This is a genomic window from Marinobacter sp. 1-3A (assembly GCF_016597775.1).
In the GTDB taxonomy this organism is placed as follows: Bacteria; Pseudomonadota; Gammaproteobacteria; order Pseudomonadales; family Oleiphilaceae; genus Marinobacter; species Marinobacter xiaoshiensis.
The window spans coordinates 265656-284440 of sequence record NZ_VCGZ01000005.1 but is presented as its reverse complement, the minus strand read 5'-3'; the positions used below and the strand labels follow the sequence as shown (position 1 = coordinate 284440).

At 52.5% G+C, this 18785-nt stretch carries 15 protein-coding genes; 2 read left to right on the top strand and 13 right to left on the bottom strand.

Features of this window, described 5'->3' with window-relative positions:
- The first annotated feature begins 1 nt into the window (after position 1).
- Positions 2–1855 (top strand): Na/Pi cotransporter family protein, encoded by a 1854-nt coding sequence (locus tag FE848_RS10340; protein ID WP_227715292.1) that lies wholly within the window; start codon positions 2–4, stop codon positions 1853–1855.
- A gap of 116 nt (positions 1856–1971) precedes the next feature.
- Positions 1972–2670 carry a DUF3592 domain-containing protein gene (locus FE848_RS10335; RefSeq protein ID WP_200202717.1) on the top strand — a complete coding sequence of 233 codons (699 nt, stop codon included), beginning with the start codon at positions 1972–1974 and terminating at the stop codon, positions 2668–2670.
- A 14-nt stretch (positions 2671–2684) separates the two neighbouring features.
- Here FE848_RS10335 and FE848_RS10330 read toward each other — a convergent pair whose 3' ends face one another.
- From FE848_RS10330 to FE848_RS10270, 13 genes are all read right to left on the bottom strand, one after another.
- Positions 2685–3149: a hypothetical protein gene (locus FE848_RS10330; RefSeq protein WP_227715277.1), complete on the bottom strand. Its 465-nt coding sequence runs from the start codon at positions 3147–3149 to the stop codon at positions 2685–2687.
- 96 nt (positions 3150–3245) lie between these two features.
- Positions 3246–4283: a DUF6708 domain-containing protein gene (locus tag FE848_RS10325; protein ID WP_200202716.1), complete on the bottom strand. Its 1038-nt coding sequence runs from the start codon at positions 4281–4283 to the stop codon at positions 3246–3248.
- A 109-nt stretch (positions 4284–4392) separates the two neighbouring features.
- Entirely contained in the window at positions 4393–4953 is a 561-nt protein-coding gene (locus FE848_RS10320; protein ID WP_200202715.1) for a LemA family protein, read from the bottom strand.
- A 13-nt stretch (positions 4954–4966) separates the two neighbouring features.
- Positions 4967–6094 carry a hypothetical protein gene (locus tag FE848_RS10315; RefSeq protein ID WP_200202714.1) on the bottom strand — a complete coding sequence of 376 codons (1128 nt, stop codon included), beginning with the start codon at positions 6092–6094 and terminating at the stop codon, positions 4967–4969.
- A 68-nt stretch (positions 6095–6162) separates the two neighbouring features.
- Complete coding sequence (locus FE848_RS10310) at positions 6163–6483, bottom strand: TM2 domain-containing protein (protein ID WP_200202713.1); 321 nt, start codon at positions 6481–6483, stop codon at positions 6163–6165.
- A gap of 51 nt (positions 6484–6534) precedes the next feature.
- On the bottom strand, positions 6535–7557 hold the full coding sequence (locus tag FE848_RS10305; protein WP_200202712.1) for a tetratricopeptide repeat protein: 1023 nt from the start codon (positions 7555–7557) through the stop codon (positions 6535–6537).
- Positions 7558–10728, bottom strand: a complete 3171-nt coding sequence (locus FE848_RS10300; protein WP_200202711.1) for a hypothetical protein — start codon at positions 10726–10728, stop codon at positions 7558–7560.
- 2 nt (positions 10729–10730) lie between these two features.
- Positions 10731–11564: a DUF4123 domain-containing protein gene (locus tag FE848_RS10295; protein WP_200202710.1), complete on the bottom strand. Its 834-nt coding sequence runs from the start codon at positions 11562–11564 to the stop codon at positions 10731–10733.
- A complete protein-coding gene (locus tag FE848_RS10290) occupies positions 11557–13692 on the bottom strand; it encodes a type VI secretion system Vgr family protein (RefSeq protein ID WP_200202709.1) in 2136 nt (711 codons plus the stop codon). The genes FE848_RS10295 and FE848_RS10290 overlap by 8 nt, the downstream gene beginning before the upstream one ends.
- A gap of 86 nt (positions 13693–13778) precedes the next feature.
- The gene (locus FE848_RS10285) at positions 13779–14522 is read right to left on the bottom strand and encodes a class I SAM-dependent DNA methyltransferase (RefSeq protein ID WP_200202708.1); all 744 of its coding nucleotides are present in this window, start codon (positions 14520–14522) and stop codon (positions 13779–13781) included.
- Between the two features lie 103 nt (positions 14523–14625).
- Positions 14626–16473, bottom strand: a complete 1848-nt coding sequence (locus FE848_RS10280) for a protein kinase domain-containing protein (protein WP_200202790.1) — start codon at positions 16471–16473, stop codon at positions 14626–14628.
- Positions 16474–16505: 32 nt separating this feature from the next.
- Positions 16506–17780, bottom strand: coding sequence for a 2-oxo acid dehydrogenase subunit E2 (locus FE848_RS10275; protein ID WP_200202707.1), 1275 nt, complete (start codon positions 17778–17780; stop codon positions 16506–16508).
- Positions 17781–17806: 26 nt separating this feature from the next.
- Positions 17807–18784, bottom strand: a complete 978-nt coding sequence (locus FE848_RS10270) for an alpha-ketoacid dehydrogenase subunit beta (protein ID WP_200202706.1) — start codon at positions 18782–18784, stop codon at positions 17807–17809.
- Between the last annotated feature and the right edge of the window lies 1 nt (position 18785).

The following is an 18785-nucleotide window of genomic DNA, read 5'->3' as shown; positions in this document are numbered from 1 at the left end:
AATGAAATCGTTTGTGCTGCCAACACTTGCGCTGGTGATATTGTCGACCAGTTTCTGGTACAGCTCCGGCTGGCTGCAACTTTGTGCAGGTTTGGCGCTGTTTCTGTTTGGCATGCAATGCCTTGAAGAAGGCTTGAAAGAACTCGCCGGTGGCCGGTTGGAGCAGTTATTGGAGCGCAGTACGGCTACACCCTTCAAAGGATTGATGTTCGGTGTGGGCGGCACGATGATTCTGCAATCTACCACCTTGATGTCCCTCTTGACCATTGCGTTCATAAGTACCGGGCTGATCCATCTGGCGGGCGGTATCTCCATTCTTCTGGGTATTAATCTGGGAACCAGCGGAGGCATCTGGCTGCTGGCCGCGGCGGGGCAGAATTTCAGCCTGAGCCCTCTGGCATTGCCGTTGTTGGTGTTTGGTGTACTCGCCGGCTTCAGCTCCCCAAAAGGCAAGGCATTTGGCCGCATTGTGTTGGGCATTGCCTTTATCTTTCTGGGAATCGACCAGATCAAAAACGGGTTCAGCGAGTTTGGCGGTGCCATTGATTTTGCCGGCTCCGTGGACAGCAGCTTTTTGGTTCAGCTTAGTTTTGTTGCGATTGGCCTGCTGCTAACAGCGGTTCTGCAGTCGAGCCACGCCACCTTGATGTTGGTTCTGGCTGCTTTGGCCGGGGGGCAGATCGAGCTGTGGCAGGGCATTGCTATCGCAATCGGTGGCAACATTGGTAGTAGCGTAACCACGGCCATTGTGGGGTGGTTGGGGGGCAACCGCAGTGGCCAGCGGCTTGCCTTGGTGCATGCCTTGTTCAACATCCTCACGGGTGTGGTTACCTTCCTGCTTTTGTCGCCACTCACCTGGCTATCCCAAATGCTGATGGCCGTGTTTGGCGCTGGAGAAAATACGCTCTTGCAACTGGCCATGTTTCAGACCCTGTTCAACGTAATTGGTGTGCTGCTGTTCTGGCCTTGGCAAAAACAGCTGGAGCGCGGGTTGCGCAGAGTATTGCCTGACAAGGCAGAGCCAGCAGTTTTGATTACCGATGCTACCACTGGCCCGCGCAACCCTGTGGAACAGCGGGAACTGCCTGAAAGCCATGCACGCTACCTGAACGAAGCCGCGCTGGCCTCTGTTGATACGGCCTCCCGGGCGGTAGTCCAGGAATTGCAGCACCTTGGGCGGCTTAGCCTTGAGGTCATCTGCCATGCGCTGTATCAGCCTGTAGAGCAATTGATCTCCCGTGAAGTGGATGAGGCGCGCTTGAATGCGAGGCCGGATGAGTCTGAGGGGCTGGATACGGAGGACCTTTATCGGCGCCATATCAAAGTTGTCTATTCCGATCTGCTGGGCTTTATGAGCCGGCTGGACACCACGAAAGAAGAGGAGCACCAGCAATTCTGGATGACCTGCCAGATGACAGCGCTGCAACTGGTGGATGCAGTTAAGGATGCAAAAGCCCTGCAGAAAAACCTTGGCCGATATCTGCGCGACGAACGCTCACTTGCTCACGAACACTACATGGAGCTGCGCCGGCATCTGCTGTGGGTGTTAAGGCAGGTGCGTGAAATCAGCAGGCTGGAGGTTCCTGATGAAGTTTGGCGCAACCGGCTGGATTGGGTGGACAGCGAAGCGGCAAAGTTTGATGCTGGCTTCCGCCACCGAATTTTCACGGATGTGCGTAAAGGCCAGCTCAACAACCTGCAAGCTAGCTCGCTCATGCACGATCTAGGCTACTCTGTGCGCATCACCCAGAGCTTCCGTAACGTGTTGCAGTTGGGGCTGGCGGATGGGGATGAACTGCTGCGTGAAGTGCGCAGGCTGGGCAGTGATGACGACTCGCCGCTTATCAGGATGTGAGCGGCTACCGTACAGGATTTTGCAGTAATTTGAGGGTATAATTCTGCGCGCAGTTTGAGCGCCCCAAGGTAGGGGCGCTGCACACCAAAACTCAACGCTTAAAAAGGAAGATTTCGTTGAAGACTCTGAATGTAATCAAATACGTTTTTGCCATTGTTGGTGCCGCCATGCTGGTCGGTGCCTTTGCTTTGTACAACAACACCACCTCATTTTTGGAACGTTCCGAAACTGCACAGGGCACCGTCGTTGAGCTGATACGTTCGCGTTCCAGTGACTCCACCAGTTATTTCCCTGTTGTTCAATTCAGAGCCGCCGGTGGTCGCGACATTGAGTTCCAATCCAACTCGGGTTCTAACCCGCCTTCATACACCCGGGGCGAACAGGTAACCGTGTTTTATGAGCCTGCTAATCCTGAAGGCGCCATGATCGACGGCTTCTTCTCTCTTTGGGGTGCACCGTTAATAATTGGTGGCATGGGCGCAGTGTTCGGGTTGATTGGTGGTGGGATGATCGCTTTTGGCGTGATGAAAGGCCGCTCAAAAGCCTACCTTCAGCAAAATGGCGTTGAAATTCACGCCTCGTTTCAAGGGGTGGAGCAAAACACCAGCCTGACCGTAAACGGCCGCAACCCCTTCAGGATCGTATGCCAGTGGCAGCACCCGCAGACCCGCGAGCTTCATGTTTTTCGTAGCGATAATCTGTGGTTTGATCCGACCGACCACGTTAGCCAGGAGAAAGTTCCTGTGTTGGTGGATGAGGGGAATTTGAAGAGATATTGGGTGGATACTTCGTTTTTGCCCAAGTTGGCGGGTTAGGTAAAGCATTTACATCAGCTGGCTGATTTCCGCTCCCTCCGGAACGAGAGAGGGCGTTTGTGGCTCGCGCCCCTTGAGCATATTTGCCAAGCGGCGCTCGCGTACGTTGTGCACAGGTTGTACCCCTCGCCAAGTGGCCGTCTGTTATGGTCGTAATCTTGATATAACTGACAGTCCACTGATTTCTGAGTCAGTACACCATCCACTTCTACGTCATGTTTGCGCAGCAAGGCTTGTTCGTAGTAATAGCTGATGCTCGAGTAGGTAGCAATGAACGAGTATACGGAAAAGAATCCACCTATCAGGGCAAAGAAACCTCCGAACACCATCGCGCCCCATTGGCCAAAGCCCAGGTAGAAAACACCTCCCCCCACAACTGCACAAATCAGGCCTATGCCCAGCATCAAAAAGAAGATATCAAGATTGTCTTTTATTGCTGTCCACAGAAGTGAGCGGTCGGTTGCGGATTTTATGTTCATATTGCACACAATTGTAAGCTTATGGGTTGGTGGAGACCGAATTGCGATGAAAAGCAGCTAGTTTTAAAGATTGACTCTACAGCCGATCAGTTAACGCTACTTGGGCAGAACTCTGCGCATTCGTTCATGAAGCTCCTCCAGGTCTCGCTGTTTCTGCTGTTCCTCTTTTTCCTTCTGTGCTAAATAACTTTCCTCTATATCGGTCAAGCGCGTTCTTGGCCCATCCCGTTCCAATCGTTGACGAACAACGTCGGGCCACTCACTCCTGCTCTTTCTTCTATCTATGCGCTGAATACACTCCATCCCATATGCCATAGGAAGCAAGACAAAAGAGCCCAGCCACAAGAAAACAGCTGTTCCCGATATGCCATTACCTTCTTGACGTTCGTGAGCCAGATACAGTCGCTCTGATCGTACCTGATCAAGAAAGGATTCCTGACCAGCTTTCAGGGTCTTCTCAACGAATTCGCTTTTTTTGGCGGTTTGCCTACCTGCTTCATCAAACCAGGGCCCATTTATCATATAGCGTCTAAGGTATTCCCACATGGAAACCAATGTTGGTAAGCGCTTGCCTGCGGGCATGCCTGAGAGATTTAGCGCAATGCGGGTTTTTGGCTCACCAAATTTTTGAAGAATGATTTCCAGGCTACCGTGCGGGATCGCTCCCGAATTCGGGTTCACCATCATATATTCATAGGCCACCGCCTCAATGTCATCCCATATTGCATGGTAGAGTTGGCCCTTCAGGTCATAATAAATTTCCTGAGTACGACGGTTAAAAATAATCGGTAACATGGCAGGGCGTCTTGTTTCCCAAATAATCGGTGCGGTGATTGACACAACTGCCATAAACAAAATCCACCAGCGGCTGGTGGAGACGTCTCCGGACAAGAGGAGCAATAAAAAAGTTAACATGAAGATGCTGCCCAAGAAAAAGCCCATGCCTGTCAGCATGCCTTTACTATCTGAACTTGCAGTCCGTAACGACAAAAAGACCTCATTTTGGGTTTCGAGCAGGCCTGGCAAAGATGGGTAAGAGCCGCTATTGAAGCCCCCTTTCAAAAGTCGCGTTTTTGATGGGTCACCAAGCTTGTCGGTAACCGCATCGAGGAGTTTCTTTGCGCTATCAATCACGCTCTATCTATCCTTTAATGTAGCGACTGCAGTTGTTTAAAAGCACGAGTGACGTTCAGCCCGCCAGCCTCGAGGGGGCTGCGTAGTGCTGACGGCCCTCATTATGTCTTTAAAGATTGGGCCGATACTCGAAGTTGCTTGAGGCTTTGGAATCCGTAAACACCCGCACGGGTGGTTCCTTATTCAGTATCGAGTTCACAAGGTTGTTCGGGAAGTTTTGAATGTAACTGTTGAAAACCTGGACATTGCTATTGAACAATCTCAGCGCCGCGCCAATTTGCTCCTGTTGTTCGCTGATTTCCTGCATCATGTTCCTGACCAGACCTTCCGATTTCAGATCCGGATAGGCTTCAACAGTCAAGTTGACAGACTTCATGATTTCGTTGGTAAGCGCTTCAGATTGGTTGAGGCGCTCGGTGTTTGGGGCCTCCTCCTCCAGTCCGTTTAAATGCTCTCTGAGTTGAGTGATTTGTGTGAGCAGTCCCTTTTCAAACTCAGAGTATTCACTCACTGCTTTCTCTAGTGCGGGCAGTATCTTCATTTTCTGACGCTCTTGAACGAGCACGCTTGCCCAGGCGCTTTGAACCGCATTTTTTCGATTAACAATGCCGTTGTAAACGGGCACCGCCAATACAACCATCCCGGCTAAAACCAACAACAAAAGTTCCATTTATCTACTCCCTCTAGGCCGACACTGAAGACGAGATATCTTCATTCACTACGAAATTTGAGTCGTGATATTTTACAAGTTCATGAGCTAGCTTTAGCAGGGCATCCAAGCGCTGCATTGGTCTTTCCATTTGCAGAAGTCTTTGCAACGCCTCAGAAGTTTTTGCAGGATCCAGGCGTTCATTGCCGTAGTCCGGCAATTCGATGTCAGTAACGTTTCCGCTTGAAGTGGAAAGGTAAAGCAGGTTGTCCTTGCTTACCTCTACAACCAGACCTTCAACAGCCCGCGATGCTCTTAATATGGCATCTACGGTCGCTGGATTCAGAAAGCGCGCAAGGCCGGCATCGTTGTTACCGTTGCACGAAAATAATCTTCGAAAGTCGTATGAAGCAGGCTCATATTCTTTTGGGTAGAGACTGCTACGACCCGTGGACGATATCCGTAAACCAGAGGCGTAGGGGAACTCAGCCAGGATTCCGCTACGCGGGACGATGCTATCCTTTTTCTTGGCCCGTAGTTTCGGCCTAATCCTGAAAGGAAAGAACTGAATGTCAGCAGAGAGTGCCATTTGCTGTGACGGTTGAGAGGTGTTTTTCGCGATGTCGGCACGCTCGAAGTGGCATGTGATGTATGAAAACCCAACGTCTGTTCCCTGATAGCGGGCTTGCATCGTATGCCAAATACGCCGGACTGAGCTGTCTTTGTCTATCTCTTCCAGTTTGGCGGCTCGGGCCCTGATAGGCTCGGGCTCGACCGGCACCAGTCCATAGTCCAGCTGTACAGAGCGCTCTACCAGTTGGCCACACAAGATGCCAACTCTGGCGCGAAGTCGAATGGCGTCCAATACAATGGCAATTGCCGCCCCCGTACCGACGATGAAAACGAGTGAGCTGTCAAAAAGCACAGCGCCGAAATACGTCAATACGAACACACCAACACCAAGCGCTATTTGCTTCCCGAAGCTATAACGCAGCACAATTTTATTATCGGCAAGGTGCGCGCCTAACTCATCGATTTCGGCTTTTGTTCGGGCTGCCATACCCACCTCATTTAACGTATCCAGAACGCTGGTGAGCTTTTTTCGAGTAAGCACGGGGTACATCCATCCTTGGTGATTTTTCAGGGCAGCGATTGTTGCCATAAGGCTAACTAGCGCTCAATCAAACCCTACTTTTTGTAATCCTGTTTCTTGGCTAGCCTGATAGCAGCTTAGTTGGAGAACCAGTCGCGCTGAATACGGCCGTCTTTTAAGCGATACATGGAAAGCCCAAGCCGAAGATCCTGGCCGCGCGCATCTTTGACGAAACCGGTGTCTTTTCCGAGTGAGTGCAAGAAAGCGTCAGTCAAAACCATCGCGCCATCGATGAACCACCAGATGCCCAGGCCGCCAATCGTGAGGCCTTTGGCGATACCGGACTTCCACTTGCCGAGGTAGAAGCGGTCCACGCCGAAGATCCCGAGGAACATAGCGAGAACCAGGGTTATCAGGCGGTTCTTTTGTTTGGGGTAGTTAGTGTTTGAAGTTTGCATGTTTTCCTCCTTGAAAACTTGTTTTGTGTGGTTGATTGAAAGTGTACGGTGTTAAATTCCGAACTTGGGGAGGTAGTGGAGAATGGGTGTGTCGACCAGTAGTTCCTTCGATAATGCTTCGGCGTCAGCCATCATTTCAGGTGTTAAGTAAGCTTGATAGTCCTCGATCATTTCAAGCGGATCGTCTTTATTGGTTTGTCTATGAAGTGCTAGCAAAAGGGCTGCACCTTTCACGGGCCTCGCTTCTGCAAAGCCATAATCGGATCGCTCGCCATAAAGTGTCGCAATATTTGGTCCAAGCATGATCGCAGTACCGGATTCAAGAATAGCGTCGTAGTAGTCCGTTTTGCCCATTTCTTCAACCCAGTGCTGGGCTTCCTGGTACTCACCAAGAGTTCGAAGCTCGAGAGCCAATTTTAACATTGCCTTTGGGTACCCATGCTCCGCCGATGCTCGGAGCCATCGTAATATATCTTCGCGGCGGCCAGCTTTAGTCCAGTAGAACCCCATCTCTCGCTCACCCAATAACCCCACAGCTAACCAATACTGTGCAAAAGCATTCCCATGCGTAGCTGCTTTCTTAGTCCAAGCGAAGGCCTCAGACTTTTCCCCGCTCTGCCAATAGACAGAGAAAAGTTCCATCATCGCCTCACTGTCGCCAGCCTCAGCCCTGGGAAGTGCGGTGTTTAGCGCTTTGTCGACCCACGCATCTTGGTCATAAGCACAGTCTCTTAAGATTCCGCAAACACTATCATTTTGACCAAGGCGTAACATGGCATATACATCACCGCCCTCTGCAGCTTGACGGTAAAAATGCTCAGATTCTTTTGTGATGTAGGTGTAATCTTGGCGGATGATGTTCCCTGCATAATAGGCCGCCTCAATGTGGCCAAGCTCTGCCGCTGACTTGAATTTCTCAAGCGATCGTGCGCTGGACTGCTGTTGGTAAAGCACAAAACCTTCTCGGAACAGTTTTTCAGCGGTATCATCAGCCTCTTTGGCGTAAGCAACAAATGTGCAAAGAATGCACAATACGCAGCTAGATATTTGGGAAAATAACGAATGTTGGGTCATTTACGATTGACTCCAGAGGTGGTAGCTTAGTTTTTTCCTCAGTGCACTATAGCTTTGGTAAACCTTCGTGTGTTTGACCGTAATACCGGATAGCGCCTTGCCCATAAACTCATCCAACCTCGCCACATTATTTCGCGCCACTAAGATGGGATTCCCTGACGGCTTTTTACCATGTGCATTCATCCGCGTTACTGACTCTTCAAACTGGCGCTGTGCACGATTCGGTTCAGTTCCTCTATAAGGTACAGTCAATGTATCTTCTCCGTCGCTCATCCACTCAAGGCATTGGAGGATCGCTGCTTGTTGTACTCGCAGCATTTCTTCCGCGGCTTTCGGTTTACTGCCATTACCTCCTTCAAACCGGGCAGGCTCCGAAACGAGATTATGCAACAGCGGTCCAATCGCCTCCGGCTGCAGTCCACGGAACCACTGCTGATAGCCCGCGACCTTTTCACGATCTTTAACTTTTTCAGCTTCTGCTGCCTCTTCTGCTGCCTGGGCTATCTTCAAAGCCACCAATCCGGCTCTTTCGCTCTGATTAATCGAGTCGAACACTTCTTGCACAAAACTATATTGGCGAGCCGCAAAAAAGGTCGCATCAAGTGCCGTGATAAGCTGTAGGAAACTGATCTTGCATAAAAAGCCGAACGCATCTGGCGCTACCCAATCGATGTGACGGTAATCGTTCTTGTGGAGTTCGTTTTGAATCATAGCTATCCAGTAGGATACTGCTTTGAAATCAATCTCAAATGCCAGCTTCCCTTTCAGGCCAAGTCCGGTCGTGAGCCCTGCGTCACTGATAAATATCAGCTTGCCATTCTTCATGCCCAGCTGGAACGACCGGCTATATCCTACCCCCCAGCTTGCAGTAAGCCCAAGGTTAAGCGTTCCAACACATGCCCATTTCTCTACAGGGTCGTGGGCTCTCATAAAATTAACTTTCTTTCGCGCCTCGGCCGGCAGGTCCCAGTACAGGCTGGTTGTGGCGGTTACACTAACCTTTGCTCCTGCAAAGGCATCCAGTTGCCCTTCAGGCATACCGTTACTGATCCCTGACAAGGTTAGACCTTTCCCTTTCTCAAGATCGACTCCGAGCCCCCCGCTCAATATTACGTTGGCGCCAACATAGCCGCTAAGTTTCGCGTTCAGCTCACAGTAAAAGCGCCCTATATTCATTTCGCCCTCGCCTTTATCTGTCCAATAGGGAAGTCTAAATGGCTTGGTTTCACTCGGCTCTGGCAGTTTGACATCCAGGAGATCCAGGTCTCCCTGCATTACGGTCAGCTTTCCACCAATGGTGGCGTTAGCCAACCCGTAACTGAGTGTCTTTTTGTCGCTTGATTCATTATTTTTCACAATGGTAGCCGAACCCTCAGCACCGGAGTCTGGACCGGACATCGAGGAGAGTGCAGTCACTCTGACGTTCTCTCTAACGTACTCTGAAACGTCACGGTCGATGCCGCCCAGTACATAACGGGAAAACTGAGCCATGTAGCTATCATCGAAGAGCATCAGGTGCTTTCGTGCGTCTTTTTCAAACAACACGCTTCGCAAATTGATGCCCCACTGCTCTTTTTCGTCGTCTGACTGCAGCGCTGAAACCGAATAGTCTGATTGAACCTGCTTGTAGAAGAGATTAGGCTGGAATACTCCGTGATCACTAAACCAGGCCAGATCCATGTTCAGCTTCACACACCCCAGACCTGTCAGAACCTTTTCCAGGATCTCGTCTTGTTCGGGCCGCTGAGCTTTTTTCAATGACAGTGCGATCTGTTTAGCTGTTTCCTGGCTGTAGATATCATGGTCTGGAAGAGGGTGCTTGCCATCCAGATATCTCCCAACCCCTGGTAGGTCATTTAGGCAAAAATGGTCCAAATCACTCTCGTTGCCTATCTGAGTATATTCGCGCAGTGGCATACCTGGTTTGATAAGAACTTTGGACGGTTTTGCCGTAAAGTCTTCAGGATCCCAGACGAACAGCCGTGCTGGCTCCATCGTTCTCGAAAGTGCTTCTGTTTGCTTCTGAAACCGGTACATTCTGGCGCTGTGCTTATCAAGAAGCTTGCGGTAGTGCTCGATCTCGACGTTCGGAATCGGACCATTTCTGCCAAGAACCTTGGCCCAGTCCACAACAGCATTTTCGAGATCCGTCTCGACCTGCTGGTAGTCGCGCTCCATTTGGTGATACCCGGCCAATTTTTCCAGTCCCGAGCGAATGTCACCATGATTCGCGAGCACATACTCTGCAACGGCCACTCCATTGGAGGCCAATTCAATGGCCTTTTTCAGGTAAGGCCCAACGTAACTAAAGAACCCGTAATATTCCTCCAGGAATTCTTCAATTTCTACCAGGTTCTCTTTAGTTGGAGACAGTTGGCATTCAACACTTCGTTTGTGATAACGGCACATCCGCATAAATGAATGATACTTTGCCTCGTCCGGCAGTTCGTGGCGGAGAAAATCAGCTTTTGCCTTTTTGTATCCCCGTAAAAGTTCAGAAACCTTTTGCTGGTGAGGTGAATAAAGGGTCTCGTTCTGAATTACGAAGCCTACTGATTCCGCAGCCGAAAAGCCCATTTCCCGGAGTTCTTCGATACGTTTCGTGCATTTGAATATGCTTGCCCTAAGCTCCCGATGTTTCTTTGGTACATTCTGTTTCGCCAGGTGTTGAGCGTTTGCCACATCGCTGTATTGTTGCTTTGTGGACGGTGTAACATCAGGGGCGTTGTGAACTTCGTCATACAGGCGCGCGTGTTCGTCACTAAGGTCTTCGAAAGAACCCACAAGCTGCGCCGCCTCAGCCTCAAGCCGCTCTATCTCTCGCTCAGAGCCCCGCCATTCATCCTGCAATATTTTGGGTAGAAATGTTCGAGGGTGAGCGGGTACAAAAAGGTCTGATATTCCGGCAGCCTTGATGCCCTCTATTCGTTTAGAGACTTGTTCCGACTTGATAACTTTCGACAAGCTGGCGCTGCTTTTTTGTATAGCGTTGACGGCATTATCGGTAAGCAGCCAGAAACAGCGCTGACCGGTAATGTAAATGATCGAAGCATAAGCGGCACTGCTGCATTCACTGGCCTCAGAACTGGTCGATTCTTCCGAGCATTCAAAGGCAGGTTCTGGCAGTTCTGCTGTATCACCTGCAGTGTTTGGGGCTTGAACATCATCCATGATCAGCTCGCTCCGTTTTCAATGGCGTCCAGTTTTTGGTAAGCGGTTAGATCCACTCTCTTAATTAGTGATGAGTAGAAGGGGGCATCAGGTTGATTCTTTTGCTGAATCAGAAGCCGAAGAACTTTCTCAATATCAGCTTTGGAATCCAGCCCAATTGCATCTGCAAGCTTCGCTGCATTGTCCACATAATTTCTGGGGTTCTCAGAAGGAGTGAACTTCCCGTATTTATTTGTAAGCGCATCAATAAATGCACGGTTTCGTTCAGCGGTGAATTCATCAACTTGCGAGTCACGAAAATGCCACGTGAATGCGTTCGGCTTATCTGGTTTAACCATTTCGTCATCTGACGATGTCTTCCACCATTGCGCATCGTTCTGCCAATACCAGCAGGCTTCAGATGGCACAAAATGTTTGTACTGTTGCTGGTCAAGCACCGACAGAAACGAGCGTAATACCCGTCCGTCATATATTCGCATCAAGCTCTGTTGCGCCCCTTGCGACATGAGCAAAAATTGTTGGAGCCAAACGGCCAGTTCATCCAGGTTTCCTGTTGGGTGTGCCAGAAAGACGCCCGGGAACCTGTCTTTGTATTTGTTAATCAGAGCGTCCTGAGCACCAGGAACGCTGCGAAGGTCAATTAGGGCAGGACCCATTTGCCAGCGCTCCTGAAAAGCCGTCCCAAACAGTAACGGTCTCCAGCTCCCGGGGCTCCGGGCCTCAATCTCCTCATAGATCCACGCCAGAACTGATGGGTGGTAAGCGAGATCCAGAATCACAAATGGAACACTGGGAGCAAGTTCCAGGATGGCCTGTGTAGCCTTTTGCTCAGCCATGGTCGTGGACCTTGCACCTACCGTCATCGTCAAGGGCGCAGCCGCTTACTATAAGAGCTCCCTTATCACTTGCCTTTTCAAAAGCGGAGGTAGGAGGGACTACTGTGGTCAACCCTTCTGGAGACCAGCTTTCAGAACTCGCTGACGAACGTTCTTCAGAGAGAGCTAGTGCATCCCGACCACTAGTTTCTGTTGCCAGTTCCAAGAGTTTTGCAGGTAGCTCTGGACTAGTCGCCCCAGTCGAACTCCCACTCCCCGGCCCACCCCCGGAATTCATCCTTACCAGCGGCCCAGAAATCGTCACACCACTCGGATCAACCTTCACAAAGCTGCCACCGGCTTTAAGCGTCACTTCCGCCCCAGCCTCAATAACAATCTTCATACCCGCCTTGTGATGAATCTCATTCCCCGCTTCCACAAGCTGGGCTTTGCCAAGTTTGCTGTGGTGGCTGCCGTTAACGGTGAGGCTGTAATCACCACCAATCTTTTCCCGGTGTTCGCCGTCTACGGTTGAGTGGTGGTTGGCTTTTACCTGGCTGAAGCGGTCATTTTCCACGGTCAGGTGGCTGTCTTTTTTGATCACTTCGGTGCGGTTGTTTTCGGTGAGCAGGTCCAGATCTTTTTGTGCGTGGACGTAAATCTGTTCTTTATCCGCTTCGTCTTCAAACCGCAGTTCGTTGCTGCCTTCACCCTTGTGGGTTTGGGTTTTCAGGGTGGTGCGGGTTTTATGTTCCGGCAGCGAGTAGGGCGATGTGTTGGTGGCGTGGTGTGTTCGTCCTGTGATGATAGGCTGGTCCGGGTCGCCATCCAGGAAGGAGACAATCACTTCGTGGCCGATTCTTGGCAGCGCCATGAACCCATACTGTCCGCCTGCCCAGCCCTGGCTTACGCGCAGCCAGGCGCTGCTGTGCTCGTTGTTTTCGGAGTATCGGTCCCAGGGGAAACGTGCCTTTACGCGGCCGTATTCATCGCAGTGGATTTCTTCGCCTTCAGGGCCAGTAACTATGGCTATCTGTGGGCCGTCCATTAGTGGGCGGTGGGCACACAGAGGCCGCCAGGTTTTGTTGGCGGGAACGGCGCTGAACAGGTTGTGGTAGGTGGTTGGCCCGGTGCCGCCTTCCTCTGCCAGCGCCTGGGGCTGTTTGCCTGTGTGTGTGACGGCGGTCAACAGCCAGTCGCGGTTTAGTCTCGCGCTGTCGTGGCTGGTGAGTTCCACCTTGGCACCGCAGGTGAAATCCGGGCGGTTACTTTCACCATTGGCGGTGTTGGCGTCGTTTCTGAGGGCGTCCAGTCTGGCTTCAGTAAAGGGCTGGCCGCTGGCGTCGGCCTTGAAACGGCCCGGGTAATCGAAGTGTTGGTAATCCTGCCGTTGGTTCTCAGCGGAAGCTGCGCTTTCATGCATCAGCCCATAGGCCGGGTTTTTGAAGGTGTAGTCTTTGGTGGCTACCGAGGCGGCACGAACTCGCTCTTCGTGGCGGAAGCGGAATACCGCAGGTTGTTTGGTGCTACCGCCGGCTTTGCCGTTGTATTCAACAGGCTCCAGTCTTGGCGCGTCGCCGTGGTGGTCAGCAATCATCAGGCCGGGCTGTTCTGTTCCATCCACGCTTCCGTGTTGGTAGCGGTAGTGCCAGCCTTCTTCGGCGGCCAGGCGTTCGATAAAGGCCAGGTCGCTTTCCCTGTGCTGTACACAGTATTCCCGTTCCTGTGGTGCTTGCTTGAGATTAAATACCGAATCTACAATGCCCCGCTCTTCCAGCAGGGTGCGCACAATGGTGTCTGTGGTTTGGGTCTGGAAGATGCGGCTGTTGTGCATTAAACCCAAGCGCCACAGGGGTGGCTGGATGATCAGTTCGTAACAGGTGCGGCGGTGGCCGGTGTCGCCTCGGGCAAACTCGTTCACCACACCGGTGAAGCGGCGAAGGGGCATGCCGTCTTGCCAAACCACCAAGTCTACGGCTTGTTCCAGAATTTCCGACGCCTGAAGATCGGGGTCAGTGCTTGCCAGTATCAGGCGGCCATGAAAAAGCTCCGATAGCCCCTCGGTAAGTGCAAAGCTGACGACAGAAAATACATCTGAGGGAAGTTCACCAACACGCGCGGTGAACTGCAATCCGTTTGCCTGAGGCATATCTTCAATCCTTGAAGGTATGTTTATCTGTGGATAAATCTGGGCAGAAAGTTACCAGCGATGGGCTTTAAAATCCAGTGGCCAGTCTAGGGTTTCACGCAAACAAAGATCGCGTTCCCGGATGTTTTGTTCCAGGGCAGGATTTTTTCGTAATCGTGCTCAAGGACATGCACATCAAAAAAGGGCTGCAGAAGATCGATCAGTTCCTCAAAACCAGTAGCGACCATGGGGTGCTCGTCATCCCAGGATTGGGTGATGCCATCGGTTGTTTTGGTAATGCTCAGCCTGAGCCCCTGTTTCTCGCCTTCACCACGGTAATGCCACGCGGAGCTGAAAGTGAACCGGCTATCCCCCTGAGTGACGGTATGGCGCTCAGACAGGGTGTTGTCGATTTTGTTTTTATCAACGGAATTGAAGCAAAATACGCCGCCCGGTTTCAGGGCGCGGTGGGCGCTGGCAATGCACTGCCTGAGATTTCCGATGCCATCGCTGTAGTGGATGGAGTACAGGAAGCAGGTAATCAAATCCAGAGGCTCATCCACCTGGAAATCGCACATATCCCCCAATAAAAATCGGGCTTCCGGGCAGCGGGTTTTCGCTTGCTCCAGCATGGGCTGGTTAATGTCCAGGCCACTGCTTTGATAGCCAAAATCGATAAGGTGGCGCACGTGGGGCCCGGTTCCGCAGGCCAGGTCCAGGTGATTGCTGCCCTCGTTACCGAAAAGCTGGTGCAGTCGGCGGGCGCCGTTACTTTGCATTCGGTAGTCGATGTCCGCACACATCAGGTCGTAATAGATGGATAAATCGGTATACAGGTAATTGGAGGACATGGCGGCCTGATGGTATTAGAAGCTATTAGCTGGAACAGTGTGTGGCGGCGCATCGTAAACCAATCCGCTGTGTTTGCGAAGCGGATAAATGGGTGGCTTGGAGCTAGCTCGCCTCCGTAGCTTCCAGCCTTGGATTTCGGGGGTAATAACGTTCTGGTAACCGCTCGATATAAGGGAAAAAGCGCGCGTCTTTATAGGGCATTTTCATAAAGCCGGATACGCCCAGCCCGGTAATCTGATCTACAGCTGCCAGAATTTCATCCAGCCTCTGGCGGAACTCATCTTCCTTCTCCGGATCCAGCAGCCGGTACTGGCTGTGGATTTTGAGGTGAAGGGGAAGAGCCTCAAAGATAATCATGCCGGTATGGCGAATGCTGTTGAGTGCTTCGAGGGATTTGATAATGGGTTCCGGCAGCACCAGAAACTCTTCCGGGTCTGGGCCATCCTCAAAGTAGGAGTGTATTCGTGAGCGATCTTCCACTTCCGGCGCGGAACTCACCTGATACGGTAGCCGCATTTCCGGCGGCGCTACGAATGGCTGGTCTTGTTCTTCCCGCTCAATATGCAAAGTGTCCCGGGCGTTGAACAGACAGCTTTTGAAGATGCCTTGGCGATAGATAGCCTGAGCCAGGTTCACCATGTTGTTCACAGCAGTGGTAAAGGATGTGCGTAGCTCAGGGTCGTGCAGGTTCAGGGAAGTATCGACGTAAACGCCGTCGGGCTCCCAGCGAACTGCGAGCCCGCCCTCTACCGGATAACGGCCCAACCGGCTGACAGCGGCCAGGAAAGCTTTTTCAGTGTCCCCCATGCCTTGCATGAAATTTTTGTAGTAGCGATCCAACTGTACGTCGTCTACATCACTCAGCGACTGGTCCGAACCCTCTTGGCGCAAGAAAGCCTTTCGGGAGCTGTAAACTACGGTGTCGATTTCTCGATCTGAAATACGTGTCCAGATGGGCACCAATGGCGTAGGAGGCGGTTCCGGTAAATCAATCATCACTGTGCGCGCCATACGCGGCATCTCGTTCAGGTAATGATCGCCGGCTCGCATGCGCATGGCTGGATCCGGGTCCAGCATCCCATCGAGCATGCGGGCAAATTCCATGGGCAAGCCGAGCGATGTTGCAGGAATGGCCAGATGGCCGAAGCGGCAAGACTGCCCGGAGGCCAAAGCATAAAGCGTGGCCGCCGCGCCTTGTTCATCAAATCGTGGTGATGAGAGCCCGCCGTAGAGTTGCTCTTCACCAATAAAGTACACATCGCCCAAACGGGCATTGGTTTGTTGCAGGTTGTCGGACATCAGCTCCATTACGCTGGGGCTGAGGAACTGCTGGTTAGCATCCAGTTGAGCGAAGACCGAGGAGCCCCAGTCGATCAGGGCGATGTTCTCGGTTTCTGCATCAAACACCAGATTGGACGGTTTGATATCTCCGTGCACAATTGGGCGCCTCCCGCTATCGGTTTCACGTCGCAGATTGCGCAGAATGTCGGCTAATTGATCGGCAATGCGGATGATCAGGCGCGGGCTCAGGCGGCCTTGCCGGAGAGAGACCTCTTCCAGATTAAAGCCCGGTGCGCGCTCCATCACCAGAATCGGTTGGCTGCCAGCGCGGTGGTAGGCAACCAGGGCGGGCACCCGGGGGTGCTCCACCTGTTCCAGAATATAGGCTTCGTCTTCCAGCCGGTCATGCAGGTGCTGGGGTAGGGTGATGCGGGTGAACTTGAATACATGCTCAAGGTCCCGCGCACCCTCCAGCGGCAACCGGCCGGCAAAGACAAAACCAAAGGCGCCCTTGCCAATCATTGCTATGTCCGCGTAGCCCATTTGCCTGAGCTGATCTGTGCACAGCTCAACCCAGTTTTTCAGCTTCTTGGCATCGTCGTGACTGAGCAGATAAATCGACTGCTCTTCCGGGATGTAGAATTGCTGAAGCTGGGCCTGTTGCGGCATCGGCAATGATTGGTTCGGCGGCGCCATACCTGTCAGCTCATGTGCAGAAGCATGGATTGTGGTGACTCCAGATAGCTTTTCCACAGGTTATTGAAACGGGCAATGGTGCCGCCATCAATAATGCGGTGGTCGCCCGCCCAGCTGACGGTCATGATGGAGCGTTCTACCACTTGCCCATTGGCATCAAATCTTGGCAGTTTCTGGGTGCGCCCCAAAGCCACGATTGCCACTTCCGGAGCATTGATAATGGGTGAGGCGTAAGTGCCGCCCAGTGCACCAATGTTGGAAATGGTAATGGTGCCGCCTTTGAGATCCGCCTGGCTAACCCTGCCTTCTCTGGCAGATTCGGTGAGGCGGGTGACTTCGTCGGCGATCTCCAGCAGAGTGAGCTGGCCCACGTTTTTCACGTTGGGTACGAGCAGTCCTATTTTGCTGTCCACGGCCATGCCGATGTTGCACTGTGGCTGGTAGTGGATTTCGGTTACATCCTCATTGATCTGACTGTTAAGCACCGGGTATTCGCGCACCGCCAGTGCAATAGCCTTCATGATGAACGGCATGAGCGTGAGGCGGGAACCACGTGCTTCGGCTTCCGGCTTGAGCTGCTGGCGCAGGGCGAGCAATTCCGTCACATCAATGTCTTCACTGAAGTTGAAGTGGGGAATGGTGGAGGCCGATGCCACCATGCGTTTGGCCATGACAGCCTGCATGCCTTTGATGGGCTCTATGCGGACTTCCTGGTTTTGCGCTTCAGCTCTTGGACTACTGCCTGCTGAGACGAATGAGCCGCCGGATGCAGGTTGCTCCAAATGGGACAGCACATCGGCTTTGAGTACGCGGCCATCCTTGCCCGATCCCTGAATATTCTCCAACGCCAGGTCGTTCTCGCGAACCAAGCGGCGCACCGCTGGGCTGGCGGGCGTCCGCTCCCCGTCTTTCCGCGCTGAAGGAGCGGCTGAGGCGACAGTTTCGGCGTGATCAGGGCTTTTTTCAGGTTCTGCTTGCCTGGCCTCTGGCTCGGCGTGTTTGCCTTCGTCGCTGGCTTTGGGTTGTTCTCCCGAAGCTTCACCGCTTTCATCCACCAGTTCAAACAGTGGCGCATGTACCTTGGCTATGTCGCCTTCTTTCCAGTACAGCTTGGTAACGCGCCCTGCATAGGGGGCAGGTATTTCCACCAGCGCCTTGTCGGTCATTACTTCTGCAACCGGCTGATCTTCTTCGATCAGATCGCCTTCACTTACCAGCCATTTGACCAGCTCACATTCCACGATACCTTCGCCGATATCGGGCAGTATAAAATCGCTCATAATTGTTCTCCTGTCCGGATATCTGCTTAGAATTCGACGCTTTCCCGAATGGCCTCATAGACCTTCAGGTGGTTGGGGAAGTGCTCTTTTTCGAGCACCAGCGGGAAGGGGGTGTCCATCCCGGTCACCCGAGCGATCGGCGATTCCAGATAGAGGAAGCAGCGTTCCTGAATGGTGGCGGCAATCTCGCCCGCAAAACCACCCGTAAGCGGCGCTTCGTGAGTGATCACCAGGCGCCCGGTTTTAAGCACCGATTCGGCAACGGTGTCCACATCCCAGGGCAGGATGGTGCGCAAATCAATCACTTCGCAGGAGAAGCCGTCTTTTTCTGCCATTTCGACGGCTTTATCGATGACTTCCATTTGAGCACCCCAGCCCAATACCGTTACATCGGTGCCTTCCTTGAGAACTTCGGCTTCGCCCAGTGGTAATTGGTATTCCCCCTCAGGCACCTCGCCAACAGAGGCTCGATACAAGCGTTTTGGCTCAAAGAAGATCGTCGGGTTGGGGTCATTGATGGAGGCCAGCAACAGCCCTTTCGCTTGGTGCGGGTTGCGTGGCACCACAATCTTCAAGCCTGGAGTGTGGGCGAAGTAGGCTTCTGGTGACTGGGAGTGGTACAAGCCGCCGGCAATTCCGCCGCCGTAGGGCGTGCGAATGGTCATGTTGCCCACATTGAACAGGTTGCCCGAGCGGTACCGGAACTTGGCGGACTCGTTAACAATCTGATCAAAGGCCGGGAATATGTAATCGGCGAACTGAATCTCGGCTACCGGGAAGGAACCCTGAGCGGCCAGCCCGTTGGCAAAGCCGATAATGCCTTGCTCCACCAGAGGCGTGTTGAAGCAGCGATCTTTACCGTATTTCTGTTGCAGGTTGCTGGTGGCCCGGAAAACACCGCCAAAGACACCCACATCTTCACCGAAACACATAACCTTTTCGTTTGCAGCCATCGCCAGATCAAGGGCGTCGTTGATGGCTTGCAGCATGTTCATCTTGGCCATG